Origin of the sequence: Phytohabitans flavus, from assembly GCF_011764545.1 — a bacterium.
GTDB lineage: Bacteria > Actinomycetota > Actinomycetes > Mycobacteriales > Micromonosporaceae > Phytohabitans > Phytohabitans flavus.
Map to the genome: position 1 here is coordinate 2093440 of NZ_AP022870.1, position 19653 is coordinate 2113092.

The window sequence follows — 19653 nt, forward strand, 5'->3', positions numbered from 1 at the left end:
GGACACACGGCGCTGGCAGTGCCATCAGGCGGCCGTTGTATGCGGCCTTACGCAGGCCCTAGTCCTGGTGGCGGCGCAGGTAGTCCAGCATCATGTCGCGGCCGAGGCTTGTCACCTCGTGACATGCGCCAGGGACAACCCCGAGCTCCCCTTGCGGCAGCTTCTGGTACAGCTCGACTCCGTCGGCCAACGAGCAGCTCGGGTCCCGATCGCCGACGAGCATCAGCATAGGGGCAGTGATCCGAGGATAGTCTGCATAGGTAAATTCCATCGGCTTGGTCCAGAACGTGAAGATCTGCTCGATGTAGGTGCGGAAGTAACCCGCGCCCTGCGTCGGCTCAAAATCATCGATGTGGCGCTGCGGATCGACCAAGTCACTGCTGAAGTGGTCATAGTCTAGCTTTGTGGCATTCGGCGAGCCGCCGAACCAATTACGGAGGCGTCTGTAGTTTGAGGCATCCGGGTCGGGGTTGAACGTCTGATATCCCGCATAATCCACGATCGCTCGCGGCACCTCCGGGGCGATCATGCCGAGAATCGTTGCCGTCGTCCCACCGTCGCTGAACCCGGCGATCAGCGGACGATCCAGCTCCAACGCCTCGATGACGGCAAGCAGATCCTCGGCGTACAGTCGATAGCTGAGCTCGCCTGACGGATTACGGGTGCGCCCATGCCCGCGTGTATCCAGGGCAATGACATGAAAGTGCTTGGCAAGGGCGGCCAAGTGCGCACCCCAGCCGTACTTATGCCCCGTCCACAGTGGGCCATTCGAGACCGTCCCACCATGCAAAAGGAGAAGTGGGACCCCGGCGCCGGCCTCGACATACCAAAAGTCAATGCCGTTAGCGTGAACCGCACGCTCTGTCACGGGGATTGGATAGCCACTGATTGCCATCCGCTCGCTCCCCTTTTCGATGAGCGCTAGACCGCCAGCCACACTCCACCTTTCGCCGAGACGAGATCTATTTGCCTGCCTCATGATCCAAAGAGGACAGCGTCCAACGCGGGCAGCCTAGCAGGCAGCCGGCGTTGGACACGGACCATCTGTGCGAGACACGCCATCAGCGGGGTGAGGCATCACGGCTAGGCCGTGTATCGAAGTCGGCTCATAGTCACTGGTCCATTGCGGCGCTGGCAATGGTGGCGTCGTAGCGGACCGCGAGCTTGTCGAGCCTGGTGGGGCCTTTGGATCTTTCCTGAGCCCGGCCGGCCTCGTGGTCGGACGACGGCGAACCGCGGGTTCGTGGTCAACCCGCTGTGGGACCGGCCCGACGCGCGGCCGTCTGGCGAAGCACCGCTCAAGCGCGACCCGGAGTCTGGCGGGGAAGCTTCTCGACAGCCGCCCGACCCCACCCGGCCGGGAAACCCAAGCTGGTGCGGTCCAGGTTGTGATCCGAACGGTCGGGCACCTGATGCCCAAGATCGGTCGCTAACTGACGGAAAGTGAGCCACCATCTGCCATTGTCGACGAGCGTAGACTTTACGATTACCGGACTATTCATGATGAGGAGGACACGGTACCCGAATACGTCCTTGAAGGTGCTCCAGTCTATCAGCTTCCGTTTCAACATCTTGTATACCAGCTCGAACATGCCCATGTATGCGACAATGGCTATCGCTTCCGCATCGGAAACGTCCCTGTCGACATCCCGCCACGACATATCTGTCTGTAGCGACCTGTGGACGTCTTCGTGCCCGTCGAACATCGATCGCAGGTTGAGCCAGAACAACGCGGTGTTTGTCTGAGCATTGCTTCGCAACTGTTGGAAGGCCACCACGAATCCAGCTATACCTGTGAAGTATGCGACCACACTGATGATCAAGACGGCATTGTCTTTCAGAATGTCAACCATCCCTGGCCCCACCTCTCCGCTTGGCTTGGTGCACGCTTGACGCCGGGTTTCGCAGTCGCATGAATTCTCCGCAGAGCGTTTGCCACGCTTGTAATTGGACTATACACGGGGCCAGCAAAGCCAAGGCCACCACAAATGCAGTCACCGCGGCAGTCATGCACTTAGCCGAGATCAGGTAGGCGGCGACGTGGCTGCGGCAGGGGCGCCACCTGGGATGGCTCGCCGCCGACCTCGATCCTGCCTTACCTGGTCGAATGCCGATCATGACGGCCCGGCTGTGGTCGGCCGTGCGAGATCATCTGGAAACGTCAATCCCTGATTTCTGCTGTTGCCTGCGGTATCCTCCCGTGGGAGACAGGATGTGAGGGATTCATGGGTCCACGCGCCACTGAAGGTCAATTGCAGGCGGAAGTGATTTGTGCCGCGTCTCTGTCCCAGCGTATGCACCCCGACGATCTCGAACTCATGGAGCAGGTCATCGCTTGGGGGCTAATGCCGGAATTTCCCGAAATTGGGCGCAGTGCCTGGGTTAAGCTGATACACCCATTTGAGGCGCCATGCGGCCAGGGCACACAGGTCATACGGTCACTAAAGCTGAAGGGCGTCGGCTTACGAGACCATCGCGGCGGCATGCACTACCCCAGCAATACGGTCTACAGGCGACCCGACGCTCACCTAGGGATCGACGAGGACGGCGTGTTCTGCGAGGTGTGGTCCGCGCCCGCCCCTATGGGCGCCCTTGCCTTGAACCGAGCGATCGTCGAATACACGACGGCACGTGAGCTCTGTGCGGTCGGACCGATCTCTGAAGTTCCGCTTTTCGTCTATCGATACACGAAGTTGGAAGGCTTTCGAGACGACTCCGGAAGCGTGTCCGACCTAGCCGTCCTGGTGGCCGGCCTTCCGACGGACTCTCCGGTGCGGGCCGACAACCTTGTTCATTACGCCAAGCAAAGCCCTTCTGTCCAGGCGGCGCTGCGCGGCTGGGCGCGAGCCCAGACCGGCGACGGCGAGTTCGACTGGGCCGGGGCACAGCTCGCCCTATGGGGCGATTACGGGAAAAGGTTGCGGGAGTTTCACGGATGCGGGTTCTATCGGCACAACGCTCATGCGTCGAACCTTGGTCTTGGCGCCCACGGCATCTTCCTGGTGGATCTTGATTCAACCCGCTATAAGCTGGACTGCCCGCCCGCACGCGAGCGCTCCAAGCGGTGCGGGATGCCGCTACCGGCGTATTCCATGTCATCGCTGACACGGTCCGCTCGGGCGAGTTGAGGTCGGTCGAGCATGCGATGTCGATACACAGGATGCTTGTCAACGCTTTTCTGCGTTCCTATTTTCCTGAAGTTCCGACCCGCGCCTTCGAGGATCTGGAGGCGGACACAGGCTTGCTTACGTCAACCCTCTGGGAAAAATGGGATCGCGGCACGTTCAGGCCATCCGGGTGGGCTCAGGGCATTTCCGGGAAAGTCGGTGTGGAAAACCCGGCCAAGATCGAGTACCAGCAGTTCATGACGGAGCGTTACGCGTATATGACCCAGGGTCTCGACATTCCGGCGCTGGTCTGCAAGCTCATGCCCGGACTCGCGAGGATATCCTCGTTGTCAACGAATGCATACGAGGTAGGCGGTGCGAACTCGGTGGAGGTCAGCGAAGCGGCTGACGAGTTCCTCCGCCGCAGACAGGGCGCAAATCACCCATAGCCTCAGGAGGGACAGCGCTCTGTACGTCGAGTATGCTCCCCGAACGTAGCTGTGGGCCTCCTTGCAGATGGGCGGAGATCATCAGTGCCTTCGTCGGAGTATTTGTTACAGAAGATCAGGTGTCCAGGTTGCGCCAAGGTCCATACAGTTGGCGCCGGGAGTTCCCCAGGTCTCTTGACGCTCGAACGTGAGTGTTGGCTAGCCTGTCGCACTTGCGGCCGGAAGTACCCGATCGTCGACGCGATTCCGAATTTGACGATCCAAGAGGGGGACAAATGGATCGGGACTCCCGTTGCCGACTTGCCAGTTCCGATCCCTTCGGCCAGCAGTCGAGAGTTTGAGTGATGAGCGATCAGAATCATCGAAGCGTGCTTATCGGGGACTATGGCCCCGCCGACTGGCTCACTCTCAAAGAAGACATCCTTGATCCGGGGCGCAGGAGCGGGAGCAGATACTGCCGCTGATCGCGGAGCGCGCGAGGGGCGCTGAAGCGGATCTGGAGATCTTGGATGTGGCTAGCGGTCAAGGTCGATTCACGAGGCAGTTGTACCTAGCGTCTCAGTCGACGAGGATCATCGCGCTGGACAACTACGAGCAGTACCTCAGGATTGCCCGGGAAAGGTATGGCGAGGCAGGCCATGCTCCGTGTATCGGCAATCTCTATGACCTTCCTTTTGAGGACGAGGCCTTCGATATCGTCGCCACCCGTTCGACGATCGATATCATGGATGGGCCACGAATGTTCAGGGAGATGGTTCGGGTGCTGAAGCCGGGGGGTTGGATATACGTGTCCCTCGTGTATGACAGCACGTACAAGTTCGCTCCCGGCCCTGACGCCGACCTGGAATCACGGATCCAGAGGGCCTACAACCGCAATGCCATCGAGTGGGGAGTGTCATACGGCATCCAAGCCGTGAATGGCAGTCGCGCCGGTCGCTTCCTGCCTCTCTATGCCTGGGACAACGGGCTCACGTTGGTGAAGCTCGTGGCGGCGGATTGGTTTCTCTACCCCAATCCCGAGTTCACGGCCGAGGAGAAGGCCGTGTTGCACCTCCAGCTCGACATGATTTACAACGCGTGCAAGAGTGCACAAGAGCCGGAATACGCCATCGAGGCGAGCCAGCTCGACGAGTGGTACATGCGAGTCAAGAGCGAAATCGACTCGAACCGGACCACGTATACGAGCCGTCAGTTCAGTCTCTTAGCTGAGAAACCACGGACGTGAGGGTGCTTGACATCTCGGGCGCACGTAGGACCCTGTGTGTAGGAGGCGGGCCATGGTGCGCAGGGGTCTAGCGGCATTGCTCGGGGCGGCGCTCGTAGCGGCGGGGCTGGCGGTGATCGCGTCCCCGGCGCAGGCGCTTCCGCCGCCGCCCGGATACCCGATCAGGGGCGTCGACGTTTCCTACTACCAAGGGCCGTCGCTCGACTGGGCCGCACTGGCCCGGGGTGGTGCGAAGTTCGCCTATATCCGGGTGAGCGAGCAGGACGGGCGTGCCGTTCCCAACAACAACCCTGATCCTTTCTTCGCCACCAACTGGGCTGGCGCCCGCGCCAACGGCCTGTACGCCGGGGCTTACCACCGCGCCCGGCCGGGGCTGAGCAGCGGCAAGCAGCAGGCGGACGTCCTGCTCGACCTCGCGCCGTACGCCGCGGACGGGCTCAGCCTGCCGCCGATGCTCGACATCGAGTGGCCGCGGGCCGAGTGGGGCTGAACGACTGCTTCAACATGACGCCGGCCCAGCTCGGCGCCTGGGTCCAGGAGTTCGTCACCGAGATCGCGGTACGCACCGGCCGGCAGGCGATGATCTACACGAACACCAACTGGTGGAACCCCTGCATGGGCAACAGCACCCGCTTCGCGGCGAACCCGCTCTTCATCGCCAACTACTCGCAGAACCCGCCGCCGCTGCCGGCCGGCTGGGCGTCGTTCGCCCTCTGGCAGCACGCGGCGGGCGCCCAGATCCCCGGCTCGCCGTGGGCCTCGCCCGACCTCGACCTGTTCAAGGGCGACTACGCGGCCCTCGCCCAGCTTGCCGCCGGCCCGGCGACCAGCCTGCTGGCGACGATCAACAACCGGTACGTGTCAGCGGCGAACGCCGGTGCGGCCCCGCTGATCGCCAACCGCCCTGCCCTCGGCGTGTGGGAGCAGTTCGACCAGATCGACGCCGGCGGCGGCATGGTCGCGCTGCGCGCCCGGATCAACGGCCTTTACGTGACGGCGGAGAACGCCGGGGCCGCACCCCTGGTCGCCAACCGGACGGCGATCAGCACCTGGGAGAAGTTCACGGTCGTCACCAACGCCGACGGCACGGTCAGCCTGCGCGCCAACGCCAACAACAGGTTCGTCGCCGCGGAGAACGCCGGCAGGTCGGCGCTGATCGCCAACCGTACGGCGATCGGCCCCTGGGAGAAGTTCCGCGCGGTCAAGCCGCCGCCCGTGGTCAACCTGCTGGCCAACGCCAACCTCAGGTACGTGACGGCGGCGAACGCGGGCGCGGACCCCCTGATCGCCAACCGGACGCTGGTCGGGACGTGGGAGCAGTTCGACCAGATCGACGCCGGCGGCGGGTTCGTCGCGTTCCGCTCGCGGATCAACGGCCGCTACGTCACCGCCGAGCGGGCCGGGGCCGCACCCCTGATCGCCAACCGCACCGCGATCAGCACCTGGGAGAAGTTCACGGTCGTCACCAACGCCGACGGCACGGTCAGCCTGCGCGCCAACGCCAACAACAGGTTCGTCACCGCGGAGAACGCCGGCGCGTCCCCGCTCATCGCCAACCGGACCGCGGTCGGCCCCTGGGAGAAGTTCTTCCGGCTGGTTGTCTAGCGGGTCGTCAGCGCGCGGCGCGGTGCAGGGGGCGGGTGCGGTGGCCGCTGGCCCGGTGCCGCGCGCCGGCCGCCTCGGCGAGGATCGCGGCCAGGTCGTCGAAGCCGTCCCGGACCAGGCCGACCGTCACGCGGATGTGGTCGCCGCCCACCGGCTGCACCTCGAACGGCGCGCCCGGCGCCGCACCGATACCGTGCGCGGCGAGCGTCACCAGGGCGACCTGCTGGTCGCGTACGGCGATCCACATGTTGATGCCGTCCGCGGCGGTCGCCTCCACGCCGTGGGCGGCGAGTGCGGACAGGAGCAGGTCGCGGCGGCGGGCGTACTCGCGGCGGGCGGCGGCCACCACCCGTACCGTGGCGGGGTCGGTCAGGAGGTCGAGCAGCACGGCCTGGAGCACGCGGCTGGACCAGCCGGGTCCGAGCAGCCGCCGGTCGGCGATCGCGGCGACCGTCGTGGCCGGCCCGCCCACCGCGGCCAGGCGCAGGTCCGGGCCGTGGCTCTTGGAGAAGCTGCGCACGTGCACCACGCGGTCGGGCAGGTGTACGCCGAGCGAGACGGCGGGGGCGGTGGCGATGTCGCCGACGTGGTCGTCCTCCACCACCGTGACCGACTCGTGCGCGGCGAGCAGCGCGGCGAGGTCGGCGGCGCGCTCCGGGGTCATCGAGACGCCGGTCGGGTTCTGCGCGCGGGGCTGGAGGAAGACCGCCGTGGGGGCGCGCTCCAGGGCGGCCGCCAGCGAGGCGGGCGAGACGCCCGAGGAGTCCAGCGACACGGGTACGGGCACCGCGCCGACCGACTCGAGCAGGTCGAGCAGCGGCGGGAACGTCGGGTTTTCCACCACCACGTGCGCGCCGAACCGCACCGCCGCGCCCACCACCCGGTCGAGCGCGTCCAGCGCGCCGTCGACGACGGTGAGCTGCTGGGGCGGGAACGGCCAGCGCTCGCGCAGCACCACCTCAAGCCGGGGCAGGACCGGGTCCTCCAGGTACGACGTGGTGAGCCGCGTGTCGCCGATCCGCCGCAGCGCGGGCGCGAGGTCGGGGAGCAGGTCGTGGTCGGGCACGCCGGTGGAGAAGTCGTGCGGCAGCGTCGACGGGTTGGCCACGAGTCGGGAGAAGCGCATCTTCTGCCGGGGCCGGGTCGGCGTCAGCACGAACGTGCCGGAGCGCCCGCGGGTCTGGATCGCCCCCGCGCTGGCGAGCGATCGCCACGCCTCGCTGACCGTCGTGGGGCTGATGCCGAGCGCCTGCGCGACCGAACGGACGGTCGGCAGCCGGGTACCGGCGGGCAGCTCGCCGGTGTGCACGAGGCGGCTCACCGCGGCGGCGATCCCGCGGGCGGTGCGGTCGTTGACCGCCCCGGCGATGAGCTGGAGCATGTTACTCCTACGCAATATCCTGTAACAATCTCGCCATTGTCCGCCCGCACCTGTGTCACTAAAGTCCTACGCCATCAGCTGAGAAAAGAACAGAGCCGAGAGGGGACGCCCCCATGGCAGACCTTGGCCCCACCGTCCGTGCCGCGCTCGTCCAGACCACGTGGACCGGCGACAAGGAATCGATGATCAAGGCTCACGAGGAGTACGCGCGCCAGGCCGCCGCCCAGGGCGCGAAGGTGATCTGCTTCCAGGAGCTCTTCTACGGCCCGTACTTCTGCCAGGTCCAGGACAGCCAGTACTACTCGTACGCCGAGTCGATCCCCGGCCCGACCACCGAGCGCTTCCAGGCACTCGCCGCCGAGCTGGGCATGGTGATGGTCCTGCCGATGTACGAGCAGGAGCAGCCCGGCGTCCTCTACAACACCGCCGCGGTCGTGGACGCCGACGGCACGTACCTCGGCAAGTACCGCAAGACGCACATCCCGCAGGTCAAGGGCTTCTGGGAGAAGTTCTACTTCCGCCCCGGCAACCTCGGCTACCCCACGTTCGACACCGCCGTCGGCCGCATCGGCGTGTACATCTGCTACGACCGCCACTTCCCCGAGGGCTGGCGGGCGCTCGGCCTCGCCGGTGCCACCATCGTCTTCAACCCGAGCGCCACCCACCGCGGCCTCTCGTCGTACCTGTGGAAGCTGGAGCAGCCGGCCAGCGCGGTCGCCAACGAGTACTTCGTCGGCGCCATCAACCGGGTCGGCGTCGAGCCGCTCGGGGAGAACGACTTCTACGGCACGTCCTACTTCGTCGACCCCGAGGGCAAGTTCGTCGGCGAGACCGGCGACCCGCACCAGGCCGAGCTGATCGTCCGTGACCTCGACCTGGGCCTGCTGGCCGAGGTGCGCGACAGGTGGGCCTTCTACCGCGACCGCCGCCCGGACGCATACGGTCCGCTGGTCCAGCCGTAAGAGAGGGATTACCAATGACCCTGCTGATCACCGGGGGCACCGTGATCGGCCCCACCGGCGCGACCCCGGCCGACGTGCTCGTGGACGGCGAGACCATCGCCGCCGTCTACGCACCGGGCACCGGACCGTCGGACACCGAGACGCTCGACGCCACCGGCAAGTACGTGATCCCGGGCGGCATCGACGCGCACACCCACATGGAGCTGCCGTTCGGCGGTACGTTCGCGTCGGACACGTTCGACACCGGCACGCGGGCCGCGGCGTTCGGCGGTACCACCACGATCATCGACTTCGCCGTGCAGCGCACCGGCGAGGTGGTGCAGGACGGGCTCGCCGCCTGGCACGCGAAGGCCGACGGCAACTGCCACGTCGACTACGCGTTCCACATGATCCTCGGCGGCGTGGACGACGACTCGCTCAAGGCCATGGACCAGCTCGTCAGCGACGAGGGGATCACGAGCTTCAAGCTCTTCATGGCGTACCCCGGCGTCTTCTACTCCGACGACGGCCAGATCCTGCGGGCGATGCAGAAGGCCCGCGACAACGGCGCGGTCATCATGATGCACGCGGAGAACGGCATCGCGATCGACGTGCTCGTCCAGCAGGCCCTGGCCCGCGGCGAGACCGACCCCATCCACCACGGCCTGACCCGGCCGGAGGCCCTGGAGGCCGAGGCGACCCACCGGGCGATCATGCTGGCCGAGGTGGCCCAGGACTGCCCGCTGTACATCGTGCACCTCTCCGCCAGCCGCGCGCTCGCCGAGGTGGCCGCCGCCCGCGACGCAGGGCGCAACGTCTTCGCCGAGACCTGCCCGCAGTACCTGTACCTCACGCTGGAGGACCAGCTCGGCGCGCCCGGCTTCGAGGGTGCCAAGTGGGTCTGCTCCACGCCGCTGCGCAGCAAGCACGAGTCGCACCAGCGGGACCTGTGGCAGGGGCTGCGCAGCAACGACCTCGCCGTGGTCTCCACCGACCACTGCCCGTTCTGCTTCAAGGACCAGAAGGAGCTGGGCGTCGGCGACTTCTCCAAGATCCCGAACGGCATCGGCGGCGTCGAGCACCGGGTCGACCTGCTGTACCAGGGCGTGGTCGACGGCAAGCTGTCGCTCCAGCGGTGGGTGGAGACGATCGCCACGACGCCGGCCCGGATGTTCGGCCTGTACCCGCGCAAGGGCGTCATCCAGCCCGGCTCGGACGCCGACATCGTGCTGTACGACCCGAACGGACGCACCCGGATCAGCGTCGAGACGCACCACATGAACATGGACCACTCGGCGTACGAGGGCTACGAGATCGCCGGCAAGGTCGACACCGTCATCTCCCGCGGCGAGGTCATCGTCTCCGAGGGCGCCTACCACGGGCGCGCCGGACGCGGTAAGTACCTGCCCCGCGGCCTCTCTACGTACCTGGTGTGATGGACATGCGAATCGTTCCACATTGGATCAACGGCGCTCAGGTCGAGGGAGCGGGCGACCGCCACCTCCCGGTCTGGGACCCGGCCACCGGCGAGCAGCAGGCCACCGTCGTGGCGGCCACCGACGCGGAGGTACGCGCCGCGGTACAGAACGCGCTCGACGTACAGCCCAAGTGGCGGGCGGCGTCGCTGTCCCGCCGCGCCGAGGTGCTCTTCCGCTTCCGTGACCTCGTCGACGCCAACCGCAAGGAGATCGCCACGCTCCTCTCCTCGGAGCACGGCAAGACCGTGGCGGACGCGGCCGGCGAGGTCGCGCGGGGGCTGGAAAACGCGGAGTTCGCGGCCGGCGCGCCGCACCTGCTCAAGGGCGGGTACAGCGAGCAGGCGGCGACCGGCGTCGACGTGTACTCGATCATGCAGCCGCTGGGCGTCGTCGCCGGCATCACGCCGTTCAACTTCCCGGCCATGGTGCCGATGTGGATGTTCTGCAACGCGCTCGTCGCCGGCAACACGTTCGTCCTCAAGCCGAGCGAGAAGGACCCGTCCGTCTCGCTGCTCCTGGCCGACCTGCTGCGCCGCGCCGGGCTGCCGGACGGCGCGTTCAACGTGATCCAGGGTGACAAGAGCGCCGTGGACGCGCTGCTCGCGGACCCGGACGTGCAGGCGATCTCGTTCGTCGGCTCGACGCCGGTGGCGCGGGCCATCTACGAGGCGGGCACCCGGGCCGGCAAGCGGGTCCAGGCGCTCGGCGGCGCGAAGAACCACATGGTCGTGCTCCCCGACGCGGACGTGGACGCGGCGGCGGACGCGGCGGTCTCGGCCGGCTACGGCTCGGCGGGGAGCGGTGCATGGCCGTCTCCGTCGTGGTCGCGGTCGGCTCGGCGGGCGACGCGCTCGTGCCGGCGATCGCCGCGCGCCTCGCCAAGATCCGTGTCGGCCCGGCCTCCGACCCGGACTCGGAGATGGGCCCGCTGATCACGCGCGAGCATCGCGACCGCGTGGCCGGATACCTTTCCCTGGGCGAGCTCGTCGTCGACGGCAGGGAAGACCCGGCTACCGACGGGCCCGGGTTCTTCCTCGGCGCGTCCCTTGTGGACAACGTGGACACCGGCTCGCCGCTCTACACCGACGAGATCTTCGGGCCGGTGCTGTCGGTGGTGCGGGTCGACACGTACGACGAGGCGCTCAAGCTCGTCAACGACAACCCGTACGGCAACGGCACCGCCATCTTCACCCGGGACGGCGGGGCGGCGCGCCGCTTCCAGTACGACGCGGTGTGCGGCATGGTTGGTGTAAACGTGCCGATCCCGGTGCCGGTGGCGTACTACAGCTTCGGCGGCTGGAAGGCATCCCTCTTCGGCGACCTGCACATGTACGGCCCGGAAGGGTTGCAGTTCTACACCCGTACCAAGGTGGTCACCTCCCGGTGGCCCGATCCGTCGACGTCCGAAGTGGACCTGGGCTTTCCGAAAGTGCGGTGACGTATGGACATCGGCGTCGTCTTCCAGTGCGACCCACCCGCGTCCACTGTGGTCGACCTGGCGGTCAAGGCCGAGGCGGCCGGGTTCAGTCACGTGTGGACGTTCGACTCCCACCTGCTGTGGCAGGAGCCGTTCGTCATCTACTCCCAGATCCTCGCCAAGACCTCCCGGGTCGTCGTGGGGCCGATGGTGACGAACCCGGGCACCCGCGACTGGACCGTGACGGCGTCGCTGTTCGCCACGCTCAACGAGATGTACGGCGACCGTACGATCTGCGGCATCGGCCGCGGTGACTCGGCGCTGCGCACGCTCGGCTACGCACCCACCACGCTCAAGGAGCTTGGCGAGTGCGTCAACGTGATCCGTGAGCTTGTCGCCGGCCGCGCGGTGTCGTACCGGGGCAACGAGGTGAGCCTGCCGTGGGTCCAGCCGGGCACCGAGCTCGACGTGTGGGTCGCCGCGTACGGCCCGAAGGCGCTCGCGCTCACCGGCGAGGTCGGCGACGGGTACATCCTCCAGCTCGCCGACCCGGACATCGCCGCCTGGATGATCCGTACCGTCCGGGCGGCCGCGGAGCGGGCTGGGCGTGACCCCGCGGCGATCAAGTTCTGCGTGGCCGCGCCCGCGTACGTCGGCGACGACCTGGCCCACCAGCGCGAGCAGACCCGGTGGTTCGGCGGCATGGTGGGCAACCACGTGGCCGACATCGTGGCCCGCTACGGCACCTCCGGGGCGGTCCCGCAGGCGTTGACCGACTACATCGAGGGCCGCCGCGGCTACGACTACGCGCAGCACGGCAAGGCCGGCAACACGCACACCGCGTTCGTACCGGACGAGATCGTCGACCGGTTCTGCGTACTGGGCCCGGTGGAATCCCACCTGGCCAAGCTGCGCGAGCTGCGGGACCTGGGCGTCGACCAGTTCGCGGTGTACCTCCAGCACGACGACAAGGAGCACACCCTCGCCGCGTACGGGGAGCACATCATCCCCGCACTGCGCGCCGAGCACGCCCCGACGCCATGAGAGGGGCGCGGGCGCTCGCCACCGGGATCGGCGCGGTCGTCGTCGCGGTGCTGCTGTGGGAGGCGTACAAGGCGGTCGGCGGCGACGACGGCACCAGCCTCCTCGGCGTGCGGGTGCTGCCCCGGGCGGACGACGCGGCGATGCCCCACGTGCTCGACGTACTGCGCCGCTTCGGCGAGCCGGAGCAGGCGAGCGGTGACCCGATCTGGCTCGTCGTGCTGAAGGCGTGCCTGTTCACGCTGCGCAGCGTGGCGGTCGGCTTCGGTGTGGGGGCGCTGGTCGGGCTGCTGCTCGCCGTCGTCATGCAGCGTTTCCGCGTGGTCGAGCGGGGCTGCTGCCGTACGTGATCCTGTCCCAGACCGTGCCGCTCATCGCCCTCGCGCCGGCCATCGCGGGGTGGGGCGGGAAGCTGTCGCTCGGCTCCTACCCGTGGCAGCCGTGGATGTCCGTCGCCACGATCGCGGCCTACCTGGCGTTCTTTCCGATCGCGGTCGGGATGCTGCGGGGCTTGCAGTCGCCGCCGCGGGTAGCCGAGGAGCTGATGCACAGCTACGCGGCCGGGTGGTGGCACACGCTCGTCAAGCTGCGCCTGCCCGCGTCCACGCCCTATCTCTTCCCGGCGTTGCGGCTCGCGGGGGCCGCGGCCGTCGTCGGGGCCGTGGTGGGGAGATCTCCACGGGTACGCGGGGCGGGATCGGCCGCCTCGTCATCGAGTACTCCCGGGAGGCGACCGCCGACCCGGCCAAGGTCTACACCGCGATGGTCGGCGCGGCGCTGCTCGGCCTGGCGGTGGCCGCGCTGGTGGGGATCGCCGAGTTCGCACTTAGCCGGAGGGCAGCATGACAGCGGTCGAGCTGGTCGGTGTGGGCAAGGTCTTCAACCCCGGGCGGGCCGACCAGGTCGTCGCGCTCACGGGCGTGGACCTGACCGTCGAGAGTGGACAGTTTGTGTCGCTGATCGGGCCGTCCGGCTGCGGCAAGTCCACATTGCTGCGCCTTGTCGCCGACCTTGTGCCGCCCAGCGAGGGTACGGTGACCGTCGCCGGCAAGCCGGCCCGGAAGGCGCGCCTCGACCAGGAGTACGGGATCGCGTTCCAGCAGGCCGGGCTCTTCGACTGGCGTACCGTCCAGCGCAACGTCGAGCTCCCGCTCGAGCTGCGCCGCGCCTCCCGGTCCGAGCGGCGGGAACGGGCCCGGGAGATGCTCGACCTCGTCGGGCTCGGCGACTTCGCCCGGCACTACCCGCCGCAGCTGTCCGGCGGCATGCAGCAGCGGGTGGCTATCGCGCGGGCGCTCGCGGTACACCCGCCGCTGCTGTTGATGGACGAGCCGTTCGGTGCCCTCGACGAGATGACCCGCGAGCGGCTCCAGGACGAGCTGCTGCGGATCTGCGCGCGGACCGGCACGAGCACGATCTTCGTGACCCACTCGATCCCCGAGGCGGTGTACCTCTCCGACCGGGTCGTCGTCATGTCCCCGCGCCCGGGGCGGATCACCGACGTCATCGACATCGACCTCGGCTCCCGCAATGAGGCGACCCGGCAGTCGGCCGACTTCTTCGCCGGCATCACCGAGGTCCGGAGGGCGCTGCGCGGCACGGAGGTCGCGGCGTGAAGCGCGTCCTGCCCCCATCGTCGTGGGCATCGGGGGCCTCGCGCTCTGGGAACTTGTCGTCAAGGCGGGCCGGATCGCGCCGTTCGTCCTGCCGGCGCCTTCGGCGATCTGGGAGCAGTTCTGGCTCAGCCGCGAGGTGATCTGGAAGACCGGCCTGGCCAGCGGCACCAACGCGCTCGTCGGGCTCGTCGGCGGCGCGGTGCTCGGCATCCTCGCGGCGATGGTGGCCAGCCGCTTCCGGCTGCTCGGCGAGGCGTCGATCCCGGTGGCCGCGGCCCTCAACGCGCTGCCGATCATCGCGCTCGCGCCGATCCTCAACAACATGTTCGAGTCGACGAGCAGCATCCCCCGCCGCATCGTGGTCGCGATCGTGGTCTTCTTCCCCGTCTTCGTCAACACCCTGCGCGGGCTGCGCCAGGTCGACCCCACCCACCGGGAGCTGATGGACAGCTACGCCGCCGGTGGCTGGACGTTCACCCGGCTGGTGCGGCTGCCCGGCGCTCTCCCGTTCGTCTTCACAGGTCTCCGCCAGGCGTCCTCCCTGGCGGTGATCGCGGCGGTGGTGGCGGAGTACTTCGGCGGTCTTCAGGACGGCCTCGGTTCCCGCATCACCTCGGCGGCGGCGAATACCGCGTACCCGCGTGCCTGGGCCTTCGTGGTCGGCGCGTGTGTGCTCGGTCTCGTCTTCTACATCGCCGCGCTCGGACTGGAGCGGCTCGCCACGCCGTGGCGTAGGCCCTAAACCAAACCCCCTGGAGGATGCGATGAGAAGGATGATTGGTGGGGCGCTCGCGGGCGTGCTCGCGCTCGCCGCCTGCGGTACCGCGGACGAGTCGGAAACCCCGAGTGGGGACACCGGCGGCACCAAGACGGTCAAGCTTCAGCTCCAGTGGTTCGTGCAGGCCCAGTTCGCCGGGTACATCGCCGCGGCCGAGAAGGGCTTCTACCGCGAGCAGGGCCTGGACGTACAGATCCTGGAGGGCGGCGTCGACATCGTGCCGCAGACCGTGCTCGCCCAGGGCCAGGCCGACTTCGCGATCGCGTGGGTGCCGAAGGCGCTCGCCTCGCGGGAGCAGGGCGCGGCGATCACCGAGATCGCCCAGGTGTTCCAGCGCTCCGGCACGTACCAGGTGTCGTTCGCGGACAGCGGCATCAAGGCGCCCGCCGACCTCAAGGGCAAGAAGGTCGGCAACTGGGGCTTCGGCAACGAGTTCGAGCTGTTCGCGGCGATGACCAAGGCCGGGCTCGACCCGGGCAAGGACGTCACGCTGGTACAGCAGCAGTTCGACATGCAGGCGCTGCTACGGCGGGACATCGACGCGGCGCAGGCGATGAGCTACAACGAGTACGCGCAGTTGCTGGAGGCGAAGAACCCGAAGACCGGCGCGCTCTACACCCGGCCGACTTCACGATCCTCGACTGGAACGACGTCGGCACCGCGATGCTCCAGGACGCGGTGTGGGCCAACAGCGAGAAGTTGCAGGACTCCGCCTTCCAGGACACGGCGGTTAAGTTCCTCACCGGCTCGCTGAAGGGCTGGGCGTACTGCCGGGACAACGCCGCGGAGTGCCGTGACCTCGTGGTCAAGCGCGGCTCCAAGCTCGGCGCCAGCCACCAGCTGTGGCAGATGAACGAGGTCAACAAGCTCGTCTGGCCCTCGCCAAACGGGGTCGGCCTGCTCGACGAAACCGCCTGGAAGCAGACCGTCGACCTCTCGCTCGGCACGAAGAACCAGGACGGCCAGACGGTCATCACCAAGCAGCCGGACGGTACCGCGTACACCAATGAGTACGCCCAGAAGGCGCTCGACGCGCTCAAGGGCGAGGGTCTCGACGTGAACGGGACGTCGTTCCAGCCCGCCACGGTGGAGCTGAAGGAGGGTGGCGCGTAACAGATTCTCGCCTTCCCTACTAGACCGATGGGGTTTATGGGGTAGGGTGGCGCCATGACGTTGTTCTCGGACTTGCTCGCCGCGGCGCGGCGGTGGGCGTCGGACCCCGACTCGTGGCCCATCCAGCCTCAGTACGACCCTGTCGAGCGGTGGTACGCGCGAATATCCGAGACGACCGAGCACGAGGTCTGGCTGCTGACCTGGCTGCCCGGCCAGGAGACCGACTGGCACGACCACGGCGGGTCGGCCGGGGCGTTCACGGTGGTCTCCGGGGCGCTGGTGGAGCGGACGGTGAGCGGCGGGCGGGTGCGCCAGACGGACCTGCCCGCCGGTGCCGGTCGCCGCTTCGGCGCGCACCACGTGCACAGCGTCGCCAACCGAGGGGACGTGCCGGCGATCAGCATCCACGCGTACGCGCCGGCGCTGCGCTCGATGACCCGCTACCGGCTGGTCGACGGCAAGCTCCGCGTGGCCGAGGTCGAGCGAGCGGGGGTCTCCTGGTGAGAACGGCTCTCTCCTGTCCGTCCGTCACGGCTGATCGGGCTCCTGCTGGGTCGAAGGGAATCGACGAGATCCTCGCCGAGGCGCGCTCGCGGCTGCACCGGCTGGAGCCGGAGGAGGCGCACGTCGCGTACCGCCAGGGTGCGCCCCTCGTCGACATCCGCCCGGCCGCCCAGCGGGCCGCCAACGGCGAGATCCCCGGCGCGCTGATCGTCGAGCGCAACGTCCTTGAGTGGCGGTTCGACCCGCGCAGCGCCGCGCGGCTCCCGATCGCCGGCCGGTACGACCTGCCGGTGATCGTCTTCTGCCAGGAGGGCTACACGTCCTCCCTCGCCGCGGCCGCCCTACAGGACCTCGGCCTGCACCGCGCCACCGACGTGGCGGGCGGGTTCGCCGCCTGGCGCCTGGCCGGCCTACCCGCGTTCGGCCCCGCAAACGTCTACACGTACCTCCAGGCCGCCGCCCCGGGCGACCCCCGGTTACGGCCGACCACCTAGGAGCCCCCTTCATGACCGTCATCGCGATCCCGCAGCGCCGCCACCCGCAGCAGCTCACCGGCCCGGGCCGGGCAACCAGACGGCCCGCGGCGACGTCCGTCCCGGAGCTCACCGTGACGTTCACGGTGCCGCTGGAGGGCGACACGATGAGCCCGCAGGCGTTCCGCCTGCTGGAGGTGGTCCGCGACCTGGTCGAGCGCGGGGAGGGCACGGTGACGATCACACCCACACCACTCGCGCCCCGGCACCGCCCGCGCTGCCCGCGGCCGACGATCCCAGCGGCCTCCGCGTCTTCCGCGACTCCAGGACCGTGTCGCTCGGCGGCCAGTCAGTCGACCTGACCCGCCTGGAGTTCGACCTGCTGGTGTTCCTGGCCGAAAACCCGCGCCGCGTCTTCACCCGGCTCCAGCTGCTCGGCGCGGTCTGGGGGTACGACCACGCGGTGGCCCGCACCGTCGACGTGCACGTGCGCCGGCTGCGCGCCAAAATCGGCGACGGCGTGCCGCTGGTCACGACCGTGTACGGGGTCGGCTACCGCCTGGCCGACGACGCCCCGGTACGGCTCGTCGACGGCTGAGCCCCAGTCGCGCGGACATGCCTCCGCCCACGCCAGCCCAGTCGCGCGGGCCATGCCTCTGCCCACGCCAGCGAGCGGGCGAAGATCGGCGGCCTTGCCCGCTCGCCCCGCCCTCTCCGCGCTGCTCACCCGCTTGCTCACTGCGCGGCACCGGCGGGTCACTACGGAGGCGCGCCCGCTCGCTGCGCTGCGTCGTGCCGGCGGGTCGCCCGCGGAAACCAGGACCGCATCGAGGAGCCGGCTGGCCCATGTGACCGCAGCGGAGGTCTGGAGACGCATTCGCCGTCCGGGTCCGCCAGACCTCGACGCCGCGCCTTTGTGAACGCTTCCAGTTGCTATGGCAACGGAAAACGCACCCAAAGCCCAACGAGCCCCCGCCCGCGCGCCGAGGTCAGTGATCGTCAGCCCAGGACCGGCGCGATCGTCCAGAGCGGCGCTTCGATCCGGGTGTTTTCCGCTGGTTTGTCCGCACGTCGCAGGCTTCAATCGGGGTGATGGCGGCCCCGCCGCGGTCGCGGAGACCTGGTTTCCCTTGATCGGCGCGAGAGGGCCGGGTCACGCGAGCGATCGTGGTACTCAGCTGTGGCTATCGCGACAGTAAACGACCACGATCTCCTGCTTGGCGTCGGGCTGTCGTGCCGATCAAGGGAAACGTGCGGCCTTTGGGTGCGTTTGTTCCTGCCCCAGCGACAACAGACGCACCCAAAGGCCCGACGAGCCTTCAAGATCCGGGCGGCTCTGCCCATCGCGCGGGCCACACGGCCGGCGGGCCGCACCGCCGGCCATGCCGGCTGCGGCCGGACCGCCCGGCCGCATTGGACCGAGCGGCCGCATCGGACCGGCGGTCTTGCCGGGCTGGAGGCCGCATCGGGCCGGAGGCGATGCCGGGCGCTGCGGGCGGGCATGGCGGCCGGGGGTTGGTTGTGTGACGCGGAGGGTGAGGCTGCGGGAGCGGCGGTCCGGACCACCGCGGACATCGCGGTAGCTCAGATCCTCTGGATGACCCCGATGCGTGCCTAGTGTTCGACGTCTACCACCAGGCGGGTGGGGTTGGGGAGCAGCATCACCCGGAAGGCGGTGCGGCGGCTTGTGTCGGCGAATACCGAGGCGGTGCCGTTCTCGTAGGTCACGATCGTCACGTCGCGCAGGCGCGTGAGTCCGATGTGGAGCTTGCGGGGGCCCGCCACCTGGGCCGCCGCTGTGGTGTAGGCGGTGAGTCCGATGTGGATCCGGGTTGGGGCGGGCCTCGTGTAGGCGACCGTCACCAGCGGAAACTTCGCGCCGCGTAGGTCTAGCACGAGCCGGTCGTAGCCGGGGTGCGCGCCGGAGCGGACGGCGCCGATCGAGACAAGGTTGGCGTCCCCGCCGCCGCGGAAGGTGGCCGTGCCGAACGGTTGTGCCGCCTGGTGCGCCACGTCGACCGCGATCCGGGGCGGGTTGGACAGGCGCAGCACCCGGAAGCCGACCCGGTCGGCGAGCCCGAGTCCGGCGAGGATCCGGCCCTCGAATGCGCCGCCGAACCGGACCTGCCGCAGCGTCGGGTAGCCCGGGTCGACCACCGCGCGCAGGTTCACGGTGGTCCTGGGCACGCCGACGAACGTGATCCGCAGGTCGGCCGGCCCGGTCAGCGGGATCGGGTCGCCGGTGCCGATGCCCGCCAGCGGGGCGTACTCGACGCGGTAGGCGGGCGTACCGCCGGTGAAGTCGAACACCACGCGGTCGTACCGGTCGTGCCGCCCGTGCCGCACGCCGGTGAGCACCGGTCTGTCCGGCGGTGCCGTGGCGGTGCCCACGATCGGCTTGGTCCGCGTGGGTGCGGGCAGGTCAGCGGTGCCGGCGGCGGCGCCGGTCGCGACGAGGACGGGCGCGGCGAGGGCGAGCACCGCGAGCGGGTACCTGATCCACATGTCTACCTCCTGAGTCTGTG

At 68.6% G+C, this 19653-nt stretch carries 20 protein-coding genes and 3 pseudogenes; 19 read left to right on the top strand and 4 right to left on the bottom strand.

The window, feature by feature from the left end:
* Positions 1-58: 58 nt before the first annotated feature.
* Positions 59-979: an alpha/beta fold hydrolase gene (locus Pflav_RS08855; protein ID WP_332107741.1), complete on the bottom strand. Its 921-nt coding sequence runs from the start codon at positions 977-979 to the stop codon at positions 59-61.
* A gap of 319 nt (positions 980-1298) precedes the next feature.
* Positions 1299-1853: a hypothetical protein gene (locus Pflav_RS08860; RefSeq protein ID WP_173035261.1), complete on the bottom strand. Its 555-nt coding sequence runs from the start codon at positions 1851-1853 to the stop codon at positions 1299-1301.
* A gap of 372 nt (positions 1854-2225) precedes the next feature.
* On the opposite strand from Pflav_RS08860, the gene Pflav_RS08865 reads away from it, so the two are divergent.
* From Pflav_RS08865 to Pflav_RS08885, 5 genes are all read left to right on the top strand, one after another.
* Positions 2226-3128, top strand: coding sequence for a hypothetical protein (locus Pflav_RS08865; protein WP_173035263.1), 903 nt, complete (start codon positions 2226-2228; stop codon positions 3126-3128).
* Positions 3129-3160: 32 nt separating this feature from the next.
* Complete coding sequence (locus tag Pflav_RS08870; protein WP_173035265.1) at positions 3161-3556, top strand: hypothetical protein; 396 nt, start codon at positions 3161-3163, stop codon at positions 3554-3556.
* Between the two features lie 463 nt (positions 3557-4019).
* Entirely contained in the window at positions 4020-4781 is a 762-nt protein-coding gene (locus tag Pflav_RS08875; protein WP_269474614.1) for a class I SAM-dependent methyltransferase, read from the top strand.
* A 52-nt stretch (positions 4782-4833) separates the two neighbouring features.
* The gene (locus Pflav_RS47260) at positions 4834-5271 is read left to right on the top strand and encodes a glycoside hydrolase family 25 protein (RefSeq protein WP_173035269.1); all 438 of its coding nucleotides are present in this window, start codon (positions 4834-4836) and stop codon (positions 5269-5271) included.
* The gene (locus tag Pflav_RS08885) at positions 5262-6386 is read left to right on the top strand and encodes a GH25 family lysozyme (RefSeq protein WP_173035271.1); all 1125 of its coding nucleotides are present in this window, start codon (positions 5262-5264) and stop codon (positions 6384-6386) included. Before Pflav_RS47260 ends, Pflav_RS08885 begins: the two co-directional genes overlap by 10 nt.
* Before the next feature lie 7 nt (positions 6387-6393).
* Here the strand turns inward: Pflav_RS08885 and Pflav_RS08890 are convergent, their stop codons facing one another.
* Positions 6394-7767 (bottom strand): aminotransferase class I/II-fold pyridoxal phosphate-dependent enzyme, encoded by a 1374-nt coding sequence (locus Pflav_RS08890; protein ID WP_173035272.1) that lies wholly within the window; start codon positions 7765-7767, stop codon positions 6394-6396.
* Positions 7768-7880: 113 nt separating this feature from the next.
* Here Pflav_RS08890 and Pflav_RS08895 point away from each other — a divergent pair, with 113 nt between their 5' ends.
* The 14 genes and pseudogenes from Pflav_RS08895 to Pflav_RS47890 all read left to right on the top strand — a co-directional run bounded on the left by Pflav_RS08895 (position 7881) and on the right by Pflav_RS47890 (position 17726).
* Positions 7881-8729, top strand: a complete 849-nt coding sequence (locus Pflav_RS08895; protein WP_173035274.1) for a nitrilase-related carbon-nitrogen hydrolase — start codon at positions 7881-7883, stop codon at positions 8727-8729.
* Positions 8730-8743: 14 nt separating this feature from the next.
* The gene (gene hydA, locus Pflav_RS08900) at positions 8744-10144 is read left to right on the top strand and encodes a dihydropyrimidinase (RefSeq protein ID WP_173035276.1); all 1401 of its coding nucleotides are present in this window, start codon (positions 8744-8746) and stop codon (positions 10142-10144) included.
* 5 nt (positions 10145-10149) lie between these two features.
* Positions 10150-11624, top strand: a pseudogene (locus Pflav_RS08905) (CoA-acylating methylmalonate-semialdehyde dehydrogenase).
* A gap of 3 nt (positions 11625-11627) precedes the next feature.
* Entirely contained in the window at positions 11628-12647 is a 1020-nt protein-coding gene (locus Pflav_RS08910; protein WP_173035278.1) for a TIGR03842 family LLM class F420-dependent oxidoreductase, read from the top strand.
* The gene (locus tag Pflav_RS45145; protein ID WP_232071125.1) at positions 12644-12994 is read left to right on the top strand and encodes a hypothetical protein; all 351 of its coding nucleotides are present in this window, start codon (positions 12644-12646) and stop codon (positions 12992-12994) included. Before Pflav_RS08910 ends, Pflav_RS45145 begins: the two co-directional genes overlap by 4 nt.
* Before the next feature lie 14 nt (positions 12995-13008).
* Positions 13009-13254: pseudogene (locus tag Pflav_RS45150) on the top strand (ABC transporter permease subunit); the annotation flags it as partial.
* Positions 13212-13490, top strand: a complete 279-nt coding sequence (locus Pflav_RS45155) for a hypothetical protein (RefSeq protein WP_232071126.1) — start codon at positions 13212-13214, stop codon at positions 13488-13490. The pseudogene Pflav_RS45150 and the gene Pflav_RS45155, both read left to right, overlap by 43 nt.
* Positions 13487-14260 carry an ABC transporter ATP-binding protein gene (locus Pflav_RS08920; RefSeq protein WP_173035280.1) on the top strand — a complete coding sequence of 258 codons (774 nt, stop codon included), beginning with the start codon at positions 13487-13489 and terminating at the stop codon, positions 14258-14260. The genes Pflav_RS45155 and Pflav_RS08920 overlap by 4 nt, the downstream gene beginning before the upstream one ends.
* Positions 14261-14282: 22 nt before the next feature.
* Positions 14283-15002 (top strand): ABC transporter permease, encoded by a 720-nt coding sequence (locus Pflav_RS08925; protein ID WP_232071128.1) that lies wholly within the window; start codon positions 14283-14285, stop codon positions 15000-15002.
* Positions 15003-15024: 22 nt separating this feature from the next.
* Positions 15025-15792, top strand: a complete 768-nt coding sequence (locus Pflav_RS08930) for an ABC transporter substrate-binding protein (RefSeq protein ID WP_232071130.1) — start codon at positions 15025-15027, stop codon at positions 15790-15792.
* A complete protein-coding gene (locus tag Pflav_RS45160; protein ID WP_232071131.1) occupies positions 15738-16151 on the top strand; it encodes a substrate-binding domain-containing protein in 414 nt (137 codons plus the stop codon). The genes Pflav_RS08930 and Pflav_RS45160 overlap by 55 nt, the downstream gene beginning before the upstream one ends.
* A gap of 54 nt (positions 16152-16205) precedes the next feature.
* Positions 16206-16655 (top strand): cysteine dioxygenase, encoded by a 450-nt coding sequence (locus Pflav_RS08935; RefSeq protein ID WP_173035284.1) that lies wholly within the window; start codon positions 16206-16208, stop codon positions 16653-16655.
* Positions 16652-17149, top strand: coding sequence for a rhodanese-like domain-containing protein (locus Pflav_RS08940; RefSeq protein WP_173035285.1), 498 nt, complete (start codon positions 16652-16654; stop codon positions 17147-17149). The genes Pflav_RS08935 and Pflav_RS08940 overlap by 4 nt, the downstream gene beginning before the upstream one ends.
* A gap of 113 nt (positions 17150-17262) precedes the next feature.
* Positions 17263-17726, top strand: a pseudogene (locus Pflav_RS47890) (winged helix-turn-helix domain-containing protein).
* A 1016-nt stretch (positions 17727-18742) separates the two neighbouring features.
* On the opposite strand, the gene Pflav_RS08955 reads toward Pflav_RS47890, so the two are convergent.
* Entirely contained in the window at positions 18743-19633 is an 891-nt protein-coding gene (locus Pflav_RS08955; protein ID WP_173035289.1) for an AMIN-like domain-containing (lipo)protein, read from the bottom strand.
* Positions 19634-19653 lie beyond the last annotated feature (20 nt).

Bases quoted from the DNA above. Each gene is read 5' to 3' on its own strand.
- Pflav_RS45145 (WP_232071125.1), top strand. From the start codon at position 12,644: ATGAGAGGGGCGCGGGCGCTCGCCACCGGGATCGGCGCGGTCGTCGTC.
- Pflav_RS08855 (WP_332107741.1), bottom strand. From the start codon at position 979: ATGAGGCAGGCAAATAGATCTCGTCTCGGCGAAAGGTGGAGTGTGGCT.
- Pflav_RS08870 (WP_173035265.1), top strand. From the start codon at position 3,161: ATGCTTGTCAACGCTTTTCTGCGTTCCTATTTTCCTGAAGTTCCGACC.
- Pflav_RS08890 (WP_173035272.1), bottom strand. From the start codon at position 7,767: ATGCTCCAGCTCATCGCCGGGGCGGTCAACGACCGCACCGCCCGCGGG.
- Pflav_RS08910 (WP_173035278.1), top strand. From the start codon at position 11,628: ATGGACATCGGCGTCGTCTTCCAGTGCGACCCACCCGCGTCCACTGTG.
- Pflav_RS08920 (WP_173035280.1), top strand. From the start codon at position 13,487: ATGACAGCGGTCGAGCTGGTCGGTGTGGGCAAGGTCTTCAACCCCGGG.
- Pflav_RS08930 (WP_232071130.1), top strand. From the start codon at position 15,025: ATGAGAAGGATGATTGGTGGGGCGCTCGCGGGCGTGCTCGCGCTCGCC.
- Pflav_RS08865 (WP_173035263.1), top strand. From the start codon at position 2,226: ATGGGTCCACGCGCCACTGAAGGTCAATTGCAGGCGGAAGTGATTTGT.
- Pflav_RS08935 (WP_173035284.1), top strand. From the start codon at position 16,206: ATGACGTTGTTCTCGGACTTGCTCGCCGCGGCGCGGCGGTGGGCGTCG.
- Pflav_RS47260 (WP_173035269.1), top strand. From the start codon at position 4,834: ATGGTGCGCAGGGGTCTAGCGGCATTGCTCGGGGCGGCGCTCGTAGCG.
- hydA (WP_173035276.1), top strand. From the start codon at position 8,744: ATGACCCTGCTGATCACCGGGGGCACCGTGATCGGCCCCACCGGCGCG.
- Pflav_RS08895 (WP_173035274.1), top strand. From the start codon at position 7,881: ATGGCAGACCTTGGCCCCACCGTCCGTGCCGCGCTCGTCCAGACCACG.
- Pflav_RS08860 (WP_173035261.1), bottom strand. From the start codon at position 1,853: ATGGTTGACATTCTGAAAGACAATGCCGTCTTGATCATCAGTGTGGTC.
- Pflav_RS08955 (WP_173035289.1), bottom strand. From the start codon at position 19,633: ATGTGGATCAGGTACCCGCTCGCGGTGCTCGCCCTCGCCGCGCCCGTC.